Consider the following 19,850-nt stretch of genomic DNA (forward strand, 5'->3'; position numbering starts at 1 on the left):
ACTCTGAAATATTAAAAATTTTTAAATTATATATGTATAATATTAATTTTTCCCTCAAGATGTTATGCTTAAATGATTAAGTCTTGGACTAGCAATATCTACTATAGTCAAATTACCCCTATGAGTCACCGTATCATTCCATAACTTTGGAATTCCTGCAGCTTTAAATAAATAATCTTGCAGCTGAACCACGGCATCCCTATCATACGTAGGGTTATGTGGGTTTTTAAGGGTATCTAAGCGATTATCACTATTTAATTCAATACCTCTATAAGTGGTGTTTAATGCTATTGGTAACTGATTGTCAATGTCATAAAAGAACTCATTTAATAAAAATCTTTCAACTAAAAAACCGTCTATAAAAACTGGGTTCTGCAAAAGCTCTTCTGTCAACGCATCAACCTCATAATCTCTACCGTTACCTATAGCGTCAAACAATAAACGATCAATAGTAGCGGCTTGATTGATACCTTGAAAAAAATACTTGATAACTGACCAATGTTGCATAAAATATGAAGCGTATAGCACTTGCTCAGGTATTAAATTTAAATAATCAAAACTCATTACATCGTAGTTTATTATTTTCATTAAGTCTTTTTTGTAAGCTACATACCATTTGTCGATTACAAAAAATAGAACGGGTACATAAGTCGATCTTTCTGAGCCCTCTGCTTTAACTCCAATCCTATATTCCAAAATATCTTTATATTTTTTCGTTATAGGATAAGCGTAATTTTTATTACTTAGTAAATCCCTTAGGTTTTCTTCTTCAAAGCCATCGACAGATTCGCATTTATCAGTACGGATTTTAACAACAAATGCATCATCGGGAATATAGCGTAAGCCGTTTTCAAGTTGTAAAATTTGGTGGAGGTATGAACCCCTAGCAACTAATTGAGGTGGCTCAGATTGTACTAATATACCGCCAAACTCCTGCAGAAGATTGGAGAAGTCCATGCTTTTATTTACTTCTCCTTGCCATGTTGAAAACACAAAGTTTTCAATCAGCCCCTGCTCTTTTAATGATTTTATAAAATGAAGCTTTGCTAATGAAGTCTCATTATTTCTCAAACTACCTGTCAATAAAACCCAAACTTTATTCATAATACTCACTTGTAGATATTTAACTTTTCTTTTCCTGCTAGAATAGGATGACATCCTCTATAAAACAGTCCATCACAACCGCAAACCTCAGATAATGATGACGACATATATGTCACATTGTAAATCTTATTTTTTATTTTGATTTAGCTATTTAGACCACATAATAACTACCTTATGCGCATTACAAACCCGCTAAGTTATTATTGCATGAAAATTTCATTTAATAATCAGTCCTTTTTAATTCAATATAGCTTAGACTAAAATCATTATGAGAGTCAACCACCACATAAAACTCTACACGCTTTTGTGCATATGATAGTTTGAATTTACCTCTAGAAATTTCTTCAGAAATAATTTCTAAGGAAGATTTATTAATCTGTAAGTTAGAAATTACAGCCAGTCTCACCAACGTATTATCTTGCACAGTTACGACCTCGAATTTTACGTTTTGTAACTTTTCAGAATAACCTAAAAGCTTAAATTCATAATCGCCTGCATCTAAATCTATCCAACCCCCATATAAAAGCAGCCCTGCACTATTTGATGTTTTGATACAATCCCAAGATTTATTCCCTACACTTGTATCGAATTTTTCTGAAAATACAGGCATTAAATAGTGTTTATTCGAAAAGCTCCACGAGTCTATAAAATTGTTGTTTAAAACAATATCCATCAGATTTTCAGCCGATTGTTGCCACGTCAATAGTTTAGGTTTAACTTTAGCATGGCGAGGCGTGAAGTTCTCAATAAGTTTTTTGAGCGCTTGGTTATTTTTAAAATAGCTTACCCAATCAGAACCAACCTCTCTAAAAATAGGGATATCGCGGCATATTACATCGACGCCATAATCTAAAGCCTCAATAATTGGCAAACCAAAACCTTCATCAATCGATGCGGCAATCAAAGCATCACTATGGGTATATAAATATGATAGCTCTTCGTCATTAACATTTTTAAGCCAGAATAAATACTTTTCATAAAAGTTACTAGATTGAATGAGGTCAATAGTTTTATCCGTATTCCAGTTTCTGGCTGCTACAATAACAAGATTTACCTTAACCCCCTGTTCCCAAAGCTGCGTAAAAACATTAATCACATCTAGATGACCTTTACGCGGTTCTATCGAGCCTACCATTAAGAATGTGCGCTTTGAAAAATCAATACCCTTATAAATAAAATTTTCTATTTCATTATTTTTCTGATAGTTGTTTTTGAAATTTGCCCCATGATAGGAATAAGCTAACTTAACTTGCCGATTATATATCTTATATTTTTCTTGGCTGAATGGTTTGTCTATATATCCATTAAACATATCAAGATAATTTTTGACATCTTTCATGACGGTTTGGGATATTGCTATTATTCCATCAGCTTTTATAACTTGTTTGAGCCAGTTAAATTGTAGATGTGCAACTTGATTATCAAAAAAACTTACACCAAGTTTTAAGGGTAATAAATCATGTATGAAAAAATAAACCTTACAGCCTCTTCTTTTCATACGGTCAATAGTATCTGCCATCCCTGCAATGTTGTAGTTAAGATCTAAAGCAATAAATATATCTTTGTTAGAAAAATCCATAAGATCATCATAACTTAGCCTATCTTCAATTGCTCTTGCATATTTTGTATTTGAAACTTCCTCAAATGTTCTATCTTGTGGTCTAAACTGTATTGGTACAATTTCATACGTATCTGCGTATTTACTTTGAATTTCAGTAAATAATTCTTTAGTAACCCGTTGAACGCCTGTAACAAACTGCATCTCTACTAGGTAGGTTAAATCAATATATAGACGCGCCTTACGGGAAATGGGGCGATTATTTTTAATTAAAGCTAACGCTAGATTTTCTTTATCTCCTGGGGTTAGTCCTTGTACTATATTCATTTCAAACAATTTAGCTAATATCTGGTAATTATCGATACTATTCTGATGCTGTATTGAGTTGTTTTTTTCTTTATATAATTTTTCAAAAAAATCTAAAGCAATTTTTGCACTTTTAGCCCAACTAAATTTCTGTGCTCTGTTATAGCAATAAGTAGCTGCCTCATTTCTTTTCGCTTCATTACCTAAAAAATTAGTTAATTTGTTTTTAATAGATAACGCGCTATAGGGGTCAAACAGAAGATCTTCACGTCCCACAACTTCTGGTAGACTGGTTGTATTTGAAGCTAATACTGGCGCGCCACATGCCATTGCTTCTAAAGCTGGCAAACCAAATCCTTCATGGTATGATGGGAATATAAATACATAACAAGCTCGATACAAGGCAATCATTTCATCATCAGATAATCGCCCTGGCATCAATAACTCGTTATTAGTTACTCTATACTTATTGGCAATATTTCTAAAATGCTCCATATGCTCATTCGGCATTCCACCTGCAAACACTAAAAGAGCATTATTTCTGATACGAGGTTCTAATAAAGAGAATGCTTCGATGAGTTTTGCATGATTTTTTCTTTCATCGCTTGCCCCAGAATACAATATTATTTTCTTATTCGCGATGTTTTTTATTCCTAGTAGTTTTTCTACCTCAGCTAAATCGACCTGCCCTTTACTAAAACGTTCTTCAACGCCCTCAGATGTATTGACAATTTTTTCTAATGGCACATGCGCGGCATGGTTTAGTTCAAGTTTTGAAGAATTAGATACTGCTAAAAACCCATCAGCTTGCACGAAATCTTTTACTTGATTTAAATAAAAAGTTTTAAAGTGTGGATCTGCCAGATACACATCAGCTTGAAGTAAGGGGATTAAATCGTGACAAGTAGCCGTCATCAAAACCCTATTAGCTGCAAAAAACTGTTTAGTAGTGAGAATGCAGTTGTCGCCATGGCCTTCAAAAAAGGTCGGCATAAAAACCAGATCAGGCGCTAAGTTTTGGATATAAGCATCTCTTACTACTTCATTACAGGTTATTCTATAGAAGTTAAAATCTTGATTGCCCTCGGCAGGACTTAAACCAAACCAAACATGGATATTTTCTTGCTTAACAAAATCATCAAAATACCCAATCAGCTGATCAATATTATCAGGAAACAGGCCATTTAATAGTAAATGACACTCATGCTTTGGTTGGGCTTGTTTTAAGATCTCAGTCACAATCCCCGTTGCATAACGGCCAATACCCCGAAAGCGGCTACCGTTTTGACATGCTTGCATATCAATCAAAATTTTCATAACAACTTTCCTATATTCTTTAATACTTGAAATTAAGCAATATCTAACAATGATATAAGATTATCAAATTCAGCACGCTCTTTGATAGATAATAAATTAACATCGAATTGACGTCGCCGATTTGGCTGATAGTGCTTATTAACTAGTTCATTTTTGTAATTCGCCACACTACGGTCACCTAGCATTGAACGTAATTGGTAAGTGCTATTTAGCATTACTCTTTGCTCGGCTTGTCTTTTCTCAAGCGCTGTAATCGCTAAATAAATCGGGCGTATAGGTTTTAGCTTTTTACGCCAATTTTCACGAGATTTGACTTTATTTAGCAATTGCTTAGCGCCTTGAATTTTATCGAGATCTACGACTGACTCATCTAAATTTGTAATTTTTTCTAAAACCTGAATGCGATGCATACCTTGATTAAGTTTAATAAGGTAATAATCCATTTCAGCATCCGTAGGTTCTCTGTCTAAGCAAATTCTAAAAACCGCATCTACGTAAGGTGCGCCCCACATCATAAACAAATCATCTATTTTCAAAGAATTTTTCATGGCTTATACTCTTAAAAATACGTTCTTAAAGAGAACTATAGACTTCTAACGACATATCTATATCATCAAATACTGTTAGCTTTCCCTTATCCAATACAGCTGATCTATTACAATATTCTTTAATGTTATGAAGCTCGTGCGACACAATGATCATCGCACGGTCAGCGCGCTTTTCAAACAGCTCAATCTCACATTTGCGATGAAAATTCGCATCACCAACTGATAGTACTTCATCAATTAAATAACAGTCAAATTCAATCGCCAAAGAAATAGCAAATGCTAGGCGTGAGCGCATTCCTGATGAATAAACTTTGACTGGTTCATATAGATATTTGCCTAGTTCAGCAAAATCTTCTACCACTTCCATTGCCTTTGCATAGTTAGCGTTATAAACCCGACTAACAAAACGTACATTATCTGCGCCCGTTAAACTGCCTTGAAAGGCACTGCTTAATGCTAACGGCCAAGAAATACTCATATTACGTAAAATTCTACCGCTTGTGGGTTTTTCCACACCACCTAAGATTCTGACTAAAGTAGACTTGCCTGCTCCATTACGCCCAAGAATGCCAATCTTTTCTCCCTGCGCCAAGGTAAGGTTAATGTTGTCAAGTACGGTGCGAGAACCATGCTTAACGGGATATAATTTAGTAACATTTTCTAAGACGATCAAACTTTACTCCAAGATTTATAAGTCTTCAACTAGCATCAATCCGACTGCTTACAAACCTCACTAGGTATAATCCTAAAAATGTTAAGATCAAATTCCACCAAAGTATATAATGAATATTCTCAAAGGTAGGAATTAGATTGCCATAGTAGCCATGCTTGATCATCTCGCTAAAATGCACCATTGGAATATATAAGACTATTTGACGAAAACCTTCAGGCAACCAATATACGAAGAAGGCAGCGCCCGATAGCGGAAACATCAGGTAGGTAAACGCATGCCACAAGCGATCGATTACTTCTGATAAATAAAAGATGGGCCCCATGGTAAGACCCAAACCAGTTGCAAACCATGCCAATAACAACCAGCCCGACAAAAGCCTTAAAAAGTTATCTGGTATAGACATCAAACCAAGCATAATACAAGCCAAAGATAGTACAAGAAACGAAATCGTCGCACCAAAGATTTCTAGTAGAATTCTGGATAAAAAAACATCAAAAACTTTTACATTGCGATGATAAAGTAACCCTGTATTAGCTTGGATTGAATTATCTACACGAGAGGCAACGTTTCTCCACATCAGTACAGTCGAATAACCAATGATCGCAAATGGTACAATCTCTAGGTCACTGCCGTGATTGTTTTTAAGAAAATACCATAATGCCGCAACGCCGACTGTAAAAATCATCGGCTCAACAAACAGCCAAGCAAACCCCAAATTGTGACGCCCATACCGAGTAATGATCTCACGCATAATTAAGGCGTGTATAACTCTAAGTTGAATTCGCAGCGACTGGAACAGTGATACGCGATCGAACACTTCAATCATGATGCTCTTTAACCCCAGCTATAAACAATCGCATCACACCCCAGACCAGCAGCCCAAAAAAGAACCCTGACAAAATGCCTCTTAGTCTTTTTGGCTCTAGCGCCTCATCGGGTAATGAGGGTTGTGCCAGCAATGCTAAATACAATTGCTTTTGGCTAAAGTCATTTTTGGCTTGCTCATAAGAAGCCATCGCAGATGCTAGCTGCTTATCTGCCAGCTCTTTTTCTAACACAAGGCGTTGGTAATCTGCCGAACGGTTGCTCAAAGAGCGATCACTAGGTCCAGTAACTTGATTGGACTTGTCTTTGATCGCATTTTCCAGCGTCTGAATGCGTAGTCTCATTGGCTCAATCTGAGGATTATCAGGCGCAAGACTTTCGGCTTGGGCAAGCTGTGTTTGTGCTTGAATCAAAGCATCTTGCAGTTTTGAAATTTCTTGCAAGATAATCATTGACTGCCCCTCAGGGTTAAATACTTCTTTGCCCGTGCGATAATCAGCCAAATTTTGCGCAGCTTTAGCTGAGGCCTCTTGTGCGGCTTTTACCTCCTGTTTTGAGTATGCCAAAATGTCCTTTTGCGCCTCAGCGTTGATTCGGTTGACCACCGCTTCACTCGTTTTTAGCAATTCAGCATTGATCTTTTCAGCATCTTCTGGCGTGTAGGCGCGCACCCTCAGCTCTGAGATGGAGGATGCAGGATCATAGTTAATGTTTACTTTTTTGGTAAAGTATTTATAAAAACTTTCAAATGTATTGTCCTGCCAAAATGTACCAAAACGACTGAATGCGTCAATTTCTGGACGTGTATAACGCTGTTTGATGGCAAGATCTTGCTCAAGCTTTTTGACAGAATCGCGTGATGTCAGATAATCTCGCACAATATAGCTATCATCAGACGAGGCATTAAAACCAACGTTTTTAAGCATCACACCAAGCCCTGTCATCGCTTGACGATTTGGGCTACGGATAACAAATTTTGACTCGGAGATATAAACAGGTGAAGCAATAAAGCCGTAATAAACAATCAACAATAACGTGGGAATGACCACACAAAGCCAAAACAGTGGATCATTATTTTTATAAAAACGGTTTAATGCCTTCAAAGCTCTTCACCTGTATCAAAAAGCACCAAAATTAGGTACGCGCATAATCATCTTGATGGCGCACAATATCATCTTCACCCAGATAATCACCACATTGTACTTCAATTAATACCAGGTTTTCCTCCCCGATATTAATTAAACGATGAATGTCACCTTGCTTGATATAGGTTGATTCATTGCGTGATAAACGTAGGGTTTGTTCACCATTGATAACCTCAGCCTCACCAGTAACTACAATCCAGTGTTCGCTGCGATGATGGTGATGCTGTAGACTTAGTTTTGCGCCAGGATAGACAACAATGCGTTTTACTTTATAACCTGCTTGTTCATCAAGAATTGTATAAGTACCCCATGGGCGATGGGCAGTCGTATGAATCTTATAGGTATCACGATTTTGAGACTTAAGCTCATTATAAATTTTTTTGACATCTTGACTTTGGTGACGATTAACTATCAAGACGGCATCGTCGGTATCAACAATGATGAGATCCTCAAGCCCCACGGCTGCAATCAAGCGCTCTTCACCAAAAACTGACAAGCCTCTACTGTTTTTTATTAATACATCACCAACCGTGACATTGCCGTCACTATTTTTATTCATTACCTCACTCAAAGCATCCCATGCACCCACATCATTCCAGCTAAATGCACAGGGAACCACAGCGATTTGATCCGAGTTTTCCATGACTGCATAGTCAATAGACTCATCATCTAATGTGCCAAATGTATCCATTTGTAGAGCAACTTGTTGACTCTTGGCGTCATTTGATACTTGAGCCGCTTCATAAGCAGCCATGACGCCTTGATACATTACTGGACGATACTGCTTTAATGCTGTGAGTAAAACCTCAGGCTTAAAGCAGAACATGCCTGAGTTCCATAGATAATCCCCACTGGCTACATATTGGGCAGCTGTCGCTAAGTCAGGTTTTTCAACAAACTGATTAACCGTATTACCATTATAGTGAATATAACCATAACCTGTTTCAGGCTTGTGGGGTTTGATACCAAAGGTCACCAATTGATTTTGTGCAGCCAGATTTGCCGCTTGCGTGATGGCTTGGATAAATTCGTTATCACCACCCATTAAGTGATCGGCCGCTAAAATTAGTAAGCATACCTCATCGCCATAATTGCGCTGAGCGTGTAAGGCGGCTATGGCTATAGCAGGCGCTGTATTGCGTCCTTGCGGTTCTAAAATATAATCGTTTTGAAAATCTTGCGCGATTTGTAGTTCTTCGAAGTCAGCTTTTGCACGAAACACCAGCTCTTTATTGGTTACAGTGATTATCTGACCCATGTTACCAACCAATGCCGCTTTTTGGTAGGCATGTTGAATAAAGCTTAGGCCATCAACTAGCCGGATGAAAGGTTTGGGATTCATCTCTCTAGATAACGGCCATAGACGTGAACCAGAACCACCACATAAAATAACTGGCAAGATTTTCATAATTGATATTACCTCTTAGTGAATTGATAAATTTCGTAATTATTGATTGCACTAAGTAAAAATTTTTACGATTAAAAAACGATTACTTGGTAGCAAATATATACCATATGATATATATATTAAGTATTGCTTTAACTGGATCTATGCTAAAATTATAACAGAAATTTCACAATAATAATCACTTTAAATAAGTTTTATCTATTCTAGCCACCTAGACCATCGATGAATTCAAAACTTTTGTAATAGGTGGTTTTGTATAAGCAAAGTGTATATGCCATCCAAATACTGCTTCTACATCTCTTTGTGGATTTATGTTTTGTAAAACTGGGTTCTTTATATCCGAGGTATGAAGCTTTAAGATAGCTTGATGCCAAGCTACTTCATCAAATGGCGATATCAAACGCACCGTTTCAGTTGCGATCTCACGAAACGCAGGAATATCGCTAGCAATGACTTGCGTATTAGTCTGCAACGATTCCAACAGCGGCAGTCCAAAACCCTCTGCCCAAGATGGAAACAGTAACGCTTGTGCGTGATTCAATAAATAGTTGATTTGGGCATTATCGCAATGATTAAGCTCAATCACAACATCATGCAGTTCAATGCTACGATCTAACATATCAAACACTTGCTCAGCTTCCCAGCCGCGTTTGCCAATCAAGACCAGTTTAGGACAATCTTTACCAAGTTTACGCACCAATTGTCGCCATACATTAAGCAGCAGCAAATGATTTTTTCGCCCCTCAATGGTACCCAAACACACAAAGTAATTTTTTTTACCGACAATTAAATCCATCAGTGCGCGCTCAGACGCTGTTATAGGTTTTATATTATCCTTTGGGTCTGCTGCTAAATGCGCCCACGTGGTAGGAGGCATAGTGAGATGATGGTTTTGACAAAAAGCCTCTAAACGCTCCAAGGTATAACGCGAATTGGCGATAATCAAGTCACCTTGTAGCATGGTTAGCAGCCGCTGAACATGCCGATCATATTCCCCTGCCCGACAATACTCAGGATAATCAATTGGGATCAGATCGTGTAAAAAATATATACCGCGCAAGCCGTATTGCTGTAGTCGTGTCAGGTACTGTGGTGAGTCTAAGCCGCTGTGGGTGGCATTTAATAATACGTTGGTTGGCGCATTGCTAGGCTGGGTATAGCGCTTTTTATCCCAAATTGATAGCTTAATTTCTTTGTGCTGAAGTAAATGGGTAAAAATTTTGTCTGAGCGCGTGCGGTCAAAAAACAGCCAATGACTGGGCAGACGTATAACCGCGCAAGCCTCTTGGGCAAATTCTGCTATATACGCCAAAGCAACCTTATCAACTCCCGTTACACCTTTGCCCGTGCGAAAGTTGGTATATAACCGTGTGACATCAAGATACAACATTTAGCTTAAATTCTTAATACCCGTAATTGAGAACACGGTTTGGCTAATCATATTGAGAAACTTAGCAAACTCGGTGGCTGGTGCGTTGGAGACGTACACAACGTCATTGTTGTGAACTGGGAAATTTTGCGCAACGATATAGCTCATCGGGTCTTTGAGGTTCAAACGGTATACCACAGGAATACGCCCCGTTTGCTTAATCGCGGGCGGAACATTGGCAAGCTGGTCATACGTCAGCATACGTGGGGTTTCATAACGAAAGATAAACACACCGCGTGCGTCGGCACGGTTGTCATTGAGCCCGCCAGAGCGCGCCAAGGCTTGCATAAGCGAGATACCGTTGGATTCAAAATTGACCTCATCATTCTTGACGGTCGCGCCCAAGACGGTAAAGCTTTTGGATTGGTAATTAACCGAGACGACATCACCTGGTTGGAGCACAACGTTTTGGCGCGCATCGTTGAGTAAGGATTCCATCGGCATTTCAACCGATTGCATACCGCGATTGACCTGTACGGTTACGCGACTGCTGGGGTATTTGGTGCCACCTGCGGCTGCAATCGCGTCAAGCACGCGCTCGCCCTTGCCCGTCAATGGCATACGCACGCTGTTGCTGACTTCACCCACCACCGTCACGTTGGCAGAGTTGTTTTTGCCAATGCTGACAATCGCGCTGGGCTGATTGGCTTTACGCTTAAGCCCATTGACTATCATGTCTTGCACTTGTTGTGGATTTTTGCCAGCGACAGTCAGTTTACCCAAAAATGGAATGGATATTTGTCCACGGCTATCAACCATTTGATCGGGCAGTTTAACTTCTGCCGAACTGGTAGCGCCTGTTAGGCTACCGCTGGTGCCCAATAGCATGGCAGGCGGTGCTTCATACAAGGCAATGTTGAGCACGTCTCCTGCTTGGATAACCTGCTGATTGACGCTGGTGCTGTGATACACATCAGAAAAACGCTGAATATGGCTAATTTGGTTGGCACGATTGACGGTGTTGGCATCGATGTCAATAATCGTTAGACCCGTTGGTACCACGGTGTTATCGGGCGCTTGCGCCATCGTACCCATGGTGACTTGGCTACGCGTGGGCCCTGCATTGGGTTGCCAGTTGGACAAGCCGTTGGTCACACTTTGGCAACCACTGACGCTCACGCTGACCAGCGCCATCGCTAACCATGCGCGTTTGGACGAGCGATACACAACATTTCCCATACTGCTACCTTATTAAATGATATGACCAACGCAAAATTGCTTTATTATAGGCTAAAACTTATTGCATTAAAACGCCTAGATTACTGGGCGATTGAATGCTAATCGCCTGCTGGTGCTACGGTGTCTCGGTGAATGCACGCTGCATGGCATGACGGTAAGCATCAGGCGATAAGCGCGCGCCAAAGGTCTGCACCACGTCGCCTGCAACGGCACTGGCAAGCTTGCCGCAAGTGGTCAAATCATACCCGCGCGCCAGAGCGTGCAAAAACGCGCCTGCAAAGCTATCACCTGCCCCGTTGGTGTTAATGAGTTCATCGACCAATGCCGTGGGCACGCTCATCAATTCGCTTGGTGTGTTGTTATCATGGCTGCTATGGTGGCTGGTTGGCGCGCGGCAGGCGATGATGGTATCTTGCGCCCCTGCGGTGACAACGGCAAGCTCTGCCACGGCAAGCAAAGCTTCGGCCGCTTGTGCTTGGTTGTGTTTGCCTGTGTAAAGCTGGGCTTCTTCGGTATTGCAAAATACCGCCGCCACACCGCCTGCCAACATGGCATCAAGCCCTTCACGGGCAAATTTGATGACGGATGGGTCAGCAAAACTGACCACGATTTTGACATCGTGACGACGCGCATGGTCTTTGAGCGCGGCAATCGTAGGCTGCATGGTGGCTGACATCGCCAAATAACCCTCAAAATACAGCCATTCGGCATTGCTCAGCTGACTGTGGTCGATGTCATCATGCCCAATCTCTGCCGAGGTGCCTAGATGGGTCTGCATGGTACGCTCACCATCGGGCGTGACCAGCACCAAGCAGCTACCCGTAGTGCCACCAAGCGCGAGGGATTGGTTGGAGGTTGCCACGCCTGCCGCGTTCAAATCTGCCAAATAAAACCGCCCTGCGTCATCATCGCCCACACGGCAGGCATAAAATGTATCGCTACCCAAACACGCCGCGGCGTACACGCTGTTGGCCGCCGAGCCACCACTGGCTTGTTTGACGGGGGTCAGCTGCATATCAGCAAGGCGGTCAAGCAAGGTTTGTTGGTCAGCACTGCTGGCAAGTGTCATATTGCCTTTGGCTAGCCCTGTTTGTTGTAGTTCGGTGTCGGTGAGGCGGTATTCGCTATCAACGAGCGCGTTACCGATTGCGACGATGTGTGCCATGCTCTACCCTTTTGACGATACTTTTTTGCTTTTGCAAAAATCAAAATGTTTGACGCGCTTATGGGCAGCGCTGCGTAAATATTTTGGCGTTTCGCCCTGCGCTGCCTTTAATTACGCGCCATCAGCCCCATTCAGCATCTATTGACGTTTTTATTTTCCATAAATCACGCCCGTTTGTGGCGTATTGTAAAAACTTTATTGCTTGATTGCTAGGGATAATTTATGGCATTGATGGAATCATCAAATCAAACCCAATCCACCAAACCCACCGACGCGCCAAACACAGGCACACCACACACGCTACACCCTGCGTTTCGGCTGCTGCGCACGCATCGCATCGAGGCGTTGGGGCTAGATATTTTGGTGTGTGAACATGAGCCGACGGGGCTTATGCATTACCATTTGGCACACCCAAGTGATGAAAACGCGTTTATTATTGGTTTTCGTACCCAACCGATGACAGACCGCGGTGAGGCGCATATTTTGGAGCACACCAGTTTGTGTGGCTCTGCCAAATATCCTGTGCGTGATCCGTTTTTTAGCATGATTAAACGCTCGTTAAATACCTTTATGAATGCGTTTACCGCAGCAGATTGGACGGCGTATCCGTTTGCTACCCAAAATCGTCAGGATTATTTTAATCTGTTGTCGGTGTATTTGGACGCGTGTTTTTTCCCGAATTTAAACCGCTTGGATTTTGCCCAAGAGGGCATTCGCGTTGAGCTTGATGACAATGGCAAGCCGACTTACAAAGGCGTGGTGTTCAATGAAATGAAAGGCGCGATGAGTGGTGAGATTGACCAGCTGTATCACACATTGGCGCGGCATGTGTTCCCAACCACGACGTATCATTACAATTCAGGCGGTGAGCCAAGCGCGATTACTGATTTGACTCACGCGGATTTGGTGGCGTTTCACCAAAGTCATTATCACCCAAGCAATGCGGTGGCCATGAGTTTTGGTAATATTCCTGTGGCCGAGACGCAAGCGCGATTACATACCGATGCGTTGGCGGTGGATGGTCATGCGTTTAGCCATGGGCACAAGCACGCCTCGCGCCTAGAAACCACTTTGCCTGCGCCGCTTGCGGTGACTGAAACTTATAGCGTTGATACGGTCAAGCCCAAACAAACCCACCATGTGGTGGCGTGGTTGTTGCCATCGATTTTGGATGCCAAACAACGCCTTGCCTTGCGCTTGATGGAAGGCGTGTTGGTGGAACATGCAGGTTCGCCGCTGCGCGCGTACTTGGAGAGCCATGCGCTTGCCAGTGCGCCCACCCCCCTGTTGGGGCTTGATGATAGTCATTATCAAATGGTGTTTTATGCAGGGGTGCGCGGTTCTGAGCCTGAGCACGCTGAGGCGATTGAGCAAGGTATTTTGGACGTGTTAAAACAGGTCGCCGACAGTCCGCTTGACCCTACAGAAATCGAGACGATTTTGCACCAAATCGAGCTTGATCAGCGTCATATCGGTGGTGATAGCATGCCATATGGCTTAAATTTGCTGTTAGAAGCGTTTAGCACGGCGATTCATGATGGCGATCCCATCAGCGTGTGGGATATTGATGAAACGCTAAGCTGGCTGCGTGACGCGGTACAAGACCCTGCATTTATCGGCAAGTTGATTCGTCAGCACTTGCTAGAAAATCCGCACCGCGTGCGCTTGACACTCGTCCCCGATGCCCAAAAATCCGCCGCCGCACTGCAAGCTGAGCAAGACAAGCTTGACAAGCTTGGCGCAAATTTGAGCGATGCTGAGCGCGCGCAATTACGCGCCGATGCCGCGGCGTTGGCAGAACGCCAAACACAAGTTGATGATGTTGAGCGATTGCCGAAGGTCGGGCTTGATGACATCCCTGCCGAGATTGCTTTTAAACACGGCAGCAAAACACCAATGCGCCTAGCAGGGCAAGACAGCGTGTTGTATGAATATGAGGCTGGCACTAACGGCTTGTACTATTATCAAGTCATCATGCCGCTCGATAAGCCTGAGCATCAAGCGATTATTGACCACCCACAGCTAGCAAACTATCTGACACTGCTCAGTGAGGTTGGCACAGCCTGGCATGACGCGCGCGCCTTTCAAGCATTGCAAGCGCAGCATTCTAGCGGTGTGACCGTACGCATCAGCCAACGCACCCGCGTGGACGACCCGACGCGCTTTGACTCGTATCTGGTGTTTGCCACACGCGCGCTCAACCGTAAGCCAGAAGCCATTGACTTGGTCAAACAAGTGATTGATGACACCGTGTTTACCGAATTGCCGCGTATTGCTGAGCTGCTCACTCAGCGGCAAATGAGCTGGCAATCGCGGCTCGCCAACGTCGGACATGCGTACGCCATGCAGACCGCCAGCCGCAACTACAGCGCACAAGCAGGGCTTGAATACGTGCGTGGGGGCTTGCCTGCGCTCAATGATTTGACCGCGCTTTTGGCGGCCGCAGAAGCCGACCCTGTGGTTTGGCAACAGTTAAGCGCCGACCTCACCGCATTGCACCAAGCCGTGCGTGCGCTGCCACGGCAAGCGTTGTTGGTTGGTGAAGCCGACGCCCTGCCAACGCTCAAAGCGGCAATCATCGACAGCTTGGCAGACACAACCCTGCCCGACGCGCCTGCGCTAAACGACACGCCGATTGCGACCACACAAGGTGACATCGCATGGCTTGCCCAAACCAACGTGTTTCACAACGCGCTAGCATTTGCTGCTGTGCCAAGTGATCACGCTGACGCGCCTGCGCTGATGGTGCTATCAGGCGTGCTGCGCAACAACTTTTTGCACCGCGCGATTCGTGAAACGGGCGGCGCGTATGGCGGTGGCGCAAGCTATGATGGCAATGCCTGTGCGTTCCGTTTTTATAGCTACCGCGACCCTCGCTGCGCCGATACGTTTGCCGATTTTTATGCCAGCATTGACTGGCTGCTGGGTCAAACCGACAGCGACCAAACACGCGCGTGGATTGAAGAGGCGATTTTGGGCATCATGGCAGGGATGGACAAGCCTGCAAGCCCAGCCGGTGAAGCCGTCAAAGCGTTGTTTGCCACCTTGCACGGACGCGGACAAGATTGGCAACAAGCATTACGCGGCAAGATCTTGGCGGTGACATTGGCGGACTTGCAACGCGTGACGCGAACCTACTTGCAAGGTAAAACGGGCACGCGTGCTACCCTAGCCCCAGCCGACCAACGCGACACATTGGCGGCATTGGGCTTTGATATTCAACAAGTCATGTAACCTTTTGGCGTATCATGCCAAAAAAGCCGTTGGTTAAACCAGCGGCTTTTTTGATAACTTATTGCCGTAGACCTGCAACGTATGACAATTGGCGCAATGCAATAAGTTTTGCTGTCCTCATTTTACACGATTTAATGCTTGCATTTTGGGTTTAAAATAAATACGCCATCCCAAACACGCACAATGCCGCCAACAAAAACGCCACTTGCAATATCATAAAACTGCTGTGTTGGCGTGCCAAAGCGCGTGCCTGTAGCCCAACATAGCTGATTGGCTGCGGCGGATAAATATCATTGAGCGGCGTCTTGCTATGTTCGTAAAAGTGCTTGATTTCATGCAATACCCCGCGAGTTTTGTCCTCGCCCCACGTTTGCGGATCAAACTTAGCAAAGCTGCGGCTCATCTCTTCGCTGCTGTCATGCTGCGCCATATCCACACAATGCATCGCCCACTGGTCAAACAAACGCTCATCGCGCGTGCCTTCAAGCAAGATCTGTGTATCTATATTGCGTGGATCGCGTTGAATATTGCTGTAAAGCTGTTTAATCGCATCGCGCTGCCCTTCGATGTACTGCAAAAACCGCCCCTGCCGAAACAGCAAAAACCCCGTTATACCGTGCAGCTTGTTGTTGTGGTTGGCCTGCTCACACAGTGCGTGTAGCGCGTGCGCGTCCAAGAAGTGGCGCATACTCAAACGACTGGTATAAGTGATAAAGTACACAGGTTCGTTCATGACGCCTCCTTGACGGTTGAATGTACACCGACAGCTACTCCAAGCAGCCGCACGTGCCTATACGGGATACCATACCGCTTTTTGACTTGCAACACCTTAATCAGCAAAAAAATTCAAGTGCTAAATATCGTCTTATGTGAACTCAGCGATATTTTTTGTAATCAAATTGTTATCGTTATTATAAGAAAAAATCCGCTACGGATAAACGCCATTGGGCAGGCCAAAACTACCGATTATCAAAAAAACTCGTTATTTAAGTTTGGCTTAAGTGATGTGCTGCGGCTAGGTGGGATGTTGGTTAATGTTTTTTGTAGTGCCCAAATTCATAGCGAATTTTGTTATCACGAATTTCACCGATAAAAAACCGATGCACATTGGCGTGCAGGTACTTTAAGCCCGTACGCCAGTAGCCGTCTTGTCGCAAGCGACGGGGGTCAAAACTAAAACTTAAATTTAGCATACCAAACCGCGCGATACGGCTGGCGCGATTGACATAATCGCAATCCTCACACAACGTGATGGTTTCATCAAAACCGCCCAACGCCGTGTGCACGGATTTGGTCGAAAACAAACACGCGCCAATCGCGGTTGGAAAACCAAATTGGGTGGCAAAAATACCGACGTTAAACGCGTGGTAACCCAAACGAAAATGCAGCGGCAACGCTTTGGCATTGGTGTAAACACCTGCCACATCAAACTGCCGCCGCGTAAGCTGCCGCGCCGCTTTTGCCAAAAAATCGCGGGCTAAACGTACGTCTGCGTCCAAAAACAGCAATCGTTGATAACGCGCCAAGTTTGCCCCCGTGTTGCGCCCCAAACACACACCGCGCTGTGTCATACGGTGCACAGTCAGACTGGGCAAACGCTTGGCAAATCCGCGCGCAATTTCACACGTCTCATCATCGCTGTTGGAATCCACCACGATGACCTCAAAATCTCGGTAGCTTTGTCGCGCCAAATCATCAAGCAAATTGGCAATGCGCTCGGCTTCATTTAGGGTAATAATCACAACGCTCATCAACATAGGCGGCTCAATTTTCGGCTGATACGGCGCAATCGTTGCTATTTGGTGGATTTGGCAAATTTTTGGCTAACGCTTAGCATAGCGTGTAAATATGTCGTTTTGATGATGTGATGTTCGGCTGCTGTGCTTACCTAGCGTAACGGTTTTTAACCATAACAGACAGCAAACTTGCCATAGCAGGTATGATTTTGTCTTACAATAGCTTAGAGAAAGTTGATAACTTTTGAGAAAGTTGATAACTTTTGCGTTGTAAACGTTTATTTTAACCAAGGACAAGACAATGAAATTATACGGTATGCCTGGTGCGTGCTCGATGGTACCTCACACAGCGCTTGAATGGGCAAAAGCAGATTATGAATTAAAATTGGTTGATCATGCGACACTCAAAAGCCCCGAATATCGCGCGATGAACCCACAAGGCGCGGTACCAATGATCGTCGATGGCGGTTTTATTTTGACGCAAAATGTGGCGGTATTAAATTACTTAAACCTGCGCTATCCGACCGCACAGCTCTTTGGTACAGGCGACTACCAACGCCAAGCCAAAGCTTTGCAGTGGCTAGCATTTTGTAACGCCGATGTGCACAAGCGGTTTATGCCGATTTTTTCGCCTGAGGATATGGTATCTGATCCAGCCGCGCAAGCTGAGCTTAAAGACAAAGCAAAAGACCGCATCGCCAAGCTGCTTGATCACCCCAATGAGACGCTACGTCAGCAAGATTTTTTGATCGGCGAAAAAACCATTGCCGATGTGTACCTATACGTCATGCTGCGTTGGTCAAGCGAAAGCGATATTATTGCTGAGCGTCATGATGCGCTACGTGCGTTTATCCAACGCATGGAGCAAGACCAAGGCGTGCAAGCGGTGCTTGAGCAAGAAGGTTTGGACAAAGTTGGTCAGTAAATTGCCCAGTGATTGTTAGCCAAACCCATTGACTTCCTCCCCTCCCTAAAGTGAGGGGATTCCTTCTACAAGACGGTCAAGCCCGACCGCAAGAATGTTCTTACTGGCGTTGATATCTCTATCATGCCATGTGCCACACTTTGCACAAGTCTACTGCGAGCATAGCTCTTGTCTTGCGAACGGGCAAAGCAGTGCTTTGCTTATCCGTTCTCATCTCTTATTCGCAAACCTGCTCTACCTTTCGGACTACTGGACATATCGCCACAGCACGAGCAAGTCACGGCGGGCATAGCCCTTGTCTTGCGGACGGGCGAAGCAGTGCTTCGCTAGTGCCGTCCTCAGGTAGTGTATTTCTCATTTACGATTTCAAAACGGCAACCTGCATGCTTGCATTTGTAGGTCAGTTGGCGTTTGAGTTCAAACCAACCTGCGTCATATACGCTTTTGGCTAGTTTGCCTTTTTTACGGTTGAATTGGGTGGTTTTTACATCACCGACCACGATTAGGGCATTGTCTTTGACTAATTGGCTAGTGAATTTGTGGATAAGGTCTTGGCGTGTGTTTTTGATTTTGGCATGAATCGCTTTGACACGTTGTTTGTTTTTGGCACGTTGGGCGACACCCAATTTTTTAGCCCATGCCTGTGTTTGTTTGATTTGTAGTTTATCGCCGTTTGAGGCGGTGGCACTGTCTTTTAAGCCTAAGTCTATGCCGACACTACCTGTTCCGCATGGTGTTTTAGGATAGTCTTTAACGGTGATACAGGCATACCAACGGTTACGGCTGTCTTGTACAATCTCGCAGGTGTTTATTTGATATAGGCTAAGATTGTAGCTATCCCATAAGTCTATAATTAGCTTCTGCCCTTTGGCTAAACTAAGCTGTAAGGTTGATTTTAAGCCTTTCTTGCCTGTGGCATGGGTGGCGATATGTTTAATCGCCGATCGCTTAAACGGTAGCCAACCTAATGATTTACGCTTTGCCTTTGGGTTATTGGTTCGCCAATTTAACTTTGCCTTTTTGAACTGCTTACGGCTTTTGGCGTGGGTTTCATTAATGGCTTGTATGGTTTGAGAATGCAAGCCAAGTAGTTCACCGCTACCTTTGGTGTATTCGTTTAGGTCATAGGCTGAAAAGAATTTGCCTGTTTTTTGTAGGTACTTGTAACTCAAGTCATTGATATAGTTCCATACGAAATTAACCGAACCGCTTAGGCGGTTTAGTTGGTTTGTGTGTTTGTCTCGTATGCGTAGCTTGAGTGTTTTCATGGGTTTATTTTAACATATTTAGTATCTTAT

The 19,850-nt window shown here is 43.6% G+C and carries 14 protein-coding genes and 1 pseudogene; 2 read left to right on the forward strand and 13 right to left on the reverse strand.

What is annotated here, in order from left to right; translation table 11 throughout:
* Positions 1 to 54: 54 nt before the first annotated feature.
* From AC5L4R_RS09670 to AC5L4R_RS09715, 10 genes are all read right to left on the reverse strand, one after another.
* The gene (locus AC5L4R_RS09670) at positions 55 to 1,104 is read right to left on the reverse strand and encodes a hypothetical protein (protein ID WP_494478049.1); all 1,050 of its coding nucleotides are present in this window, start codon (positions 1,102 to 1,104) and stop codon (positions 55 to 57) included.
* A 220-nt stretch (positions 1,105 to 1,324) separates the two neighbouring features.
* A complete protein-coding gene (locus tag AC5L4R_RS09675; protein ID WP_494478050.1) occupies positions 1,325 to 4,285 on the reverse strand; it encodes a glycosyltransferase family 4 protein in 2,961 nt (986 codons plus the stop codon).
* A 32-nt stretch (positions 4,286 to 4,317) separates the two neighbouring features.
* Positions 4,318 to 4,833: a DUF4214 domain-containing protein gene (locus tag AC5L4R_RS09680; protein WP_494478051.1), complete on the reverse strand. Its 516-nt coding sequence runs from the start codon at positions 4,831 to 4,833 to the stop codon at positions 4,318 to 4,320.
* A 25-nt stretch (positions 4,834 to 4,858) separates the two neighbouring features.
* Entirely contained in the window at positions 4,859 to 5,506 is a 648-nt protein-coding gene (locus tag AC5L4R_RS09685) for an ABC transporter ATP-binding protein (RefSeq protein ID WP_494478052.1), read from the reverse strand.
* 25 nt (positions 5,507 to 5,531) lie between these two features.
* Positions 5,532 to 6,332, reverse strand: a complete 801-nt coding sequence (locus AC5L4R_RS09690; protein ID WP_494478053.1) for an ABC transporter permease — start codon at positions 6,330 to 6,332, stop codon at positions 5,532 to 5,534.
* The gene (locus tag AC5L4R_RS09695) at positions 6,325 to 7,434 is read right to left on the reverse strand and encodes a KpsE/RkpR family capsule polysaccharide export protein (RefSeq protein ID WP_494478054.1); all 1,110 of its coding nucleotides are present in this window, start codon (positions 7,432 to 7,434) and stop codon (positions 6,325 to 6,327) included. The genes AC5L4R_RS09690 and AC5L4R_RS09695 overlap by 8 nt, the downstream gene beginning before the upstream one ends.
* Before the next feature lie 31 nt (positions 7,435 to 7,465).
* Positions 7,466 to 8,884: a mannose-1-phosphate guanylyltransferase/mannose-6-phosphate isomerase gene (locus AC5L4R_RS09700; RefSeq protein ID WP_494478055.1), complete on the reverse strand. Its 1,419-nt coding sequence runs from the start codon at positions 8,882 to 8,884 to the stop codon at positions 7,466 to 7,468.
* 211 nt (positions 8,885 to 9,095) lie between these two features.
* A complete protein-coding gene (locus AC5L4R_RS09705; RefSeq protein ID WP_494478056.1) occupies positions 9,096 to 10,274 on the reverse strand; it encodes a glycosyltransferase family 4 protein in 1,179 nt (392 codons plus the stop codon).
* Complete coding sequence (locus AC5L4R_RS09710; protein ID WP_494478057.1) at positions 10,275 to 11,492, reverse strand: polysaccharide biosynthesis/export family protein; 1,218 nt, start codon at positions 11,490 to 11,492, stop codon at positions 10,275 to 10,277.
* Between the two features lie 115 nt (positions 11,493 to 11,607).
* On the reverse strand, positions 11,608 to 12,657 hold the full coding sequence (locus tag AC5L4R_RS09715) for an adenosine kinase (RefSeq protein ID WP_494478058.1): 1,050 nt from the start codon (positions 12,655 to 12,657) through the stop codon (positions 11,608 to 11,610).
* Positions 12,658 to 12,888: 231 nt separating this feature from the next.
* Here AC5L4R_RS09715 and AC5L4R_RS09720 point away from each other — a divergent pair, with 231 nt between their 5' ends.
* Positions 12,889 to 15,891, forward strand: coding sequence for an insulinase family protein (locus AC5L4R_RS09720; RefSeq protein ID WP_494478061.1), 3,003 nt, complete (start codon positions 12,889 to 12,891; stop codon positions 15,889 to 15,891).
* Between the two features lie 151 nt (positions 15,892 to 16,042).
* Here the strand turns inward: AC5L4R_RS09720 and AC5L4R_RS09725 are convergent, their stop codons facing one another.
* Both AC5L4R_RS09725 and AC5L4R_RS09730 read right to left on the reverse strand, forming a co-directional pair.
* A complete protein-coding gene (locus AC5L4R_RS09725) occupies positions 16,043 to 16,624 on the reverse strand; it encodes a BLUF domain-containing protein (protein ID WP_494478059.1) in 582 nt (193 codons plus the stop codon).
* A gap of 298 nt (positions 16,625 to 16,922) precedes the next feature.
* Positions 16,923 to 17,648: a glycosyltransferase gene (locus AC5L4R_RS09730; RefSeq protein WP_494478060.1), complete on the reverse strand. Its 726-nt coding sequence runs from the start codon at positions 17,646 to 17,648 to the stop codon at positions 16,923 to 16,925.
* A gap of 280 nt (positions 17,649 to 17,928) precedes the next feature.
* On the opposite strand from AC5L4R_RS09730, the gene AC5L4R_RS09735 reads away from it, so the two are divergent.
* Positions 17,929 to 18,552 carry a glutathione S-transferase family protein gene (locus tag AC5L4R_RS09735; RefSeq protein WP_067234195.1) on the forward strand — a complete coding sequence of 208 codons (624 nt, stop codon included), beginning with the start codon at positions 17,929 to 17,931 and terminating at the stop codon, positions 18,550 to 18,552.
* A gap of 45 nt (positions 18,553 to 18,597) precedes the next feature.
* Here AC5L4R_RS09735 and AC5L4R_RS09740 read toward each other — a convergent pair.
* Positions 18,598 to 19,820, reverse strand: a pseudogene (locus AC5L4R_RS09740) (RNA-guided endonuclease InsQ/TnpB family protein).
* Between the last annotated feature and the right edge of the window lie 30 nt (positions 19,821 to 19,850).

It is taken from the genome of Faucicola sp. SE7633 (assembly GCF_059264685.1).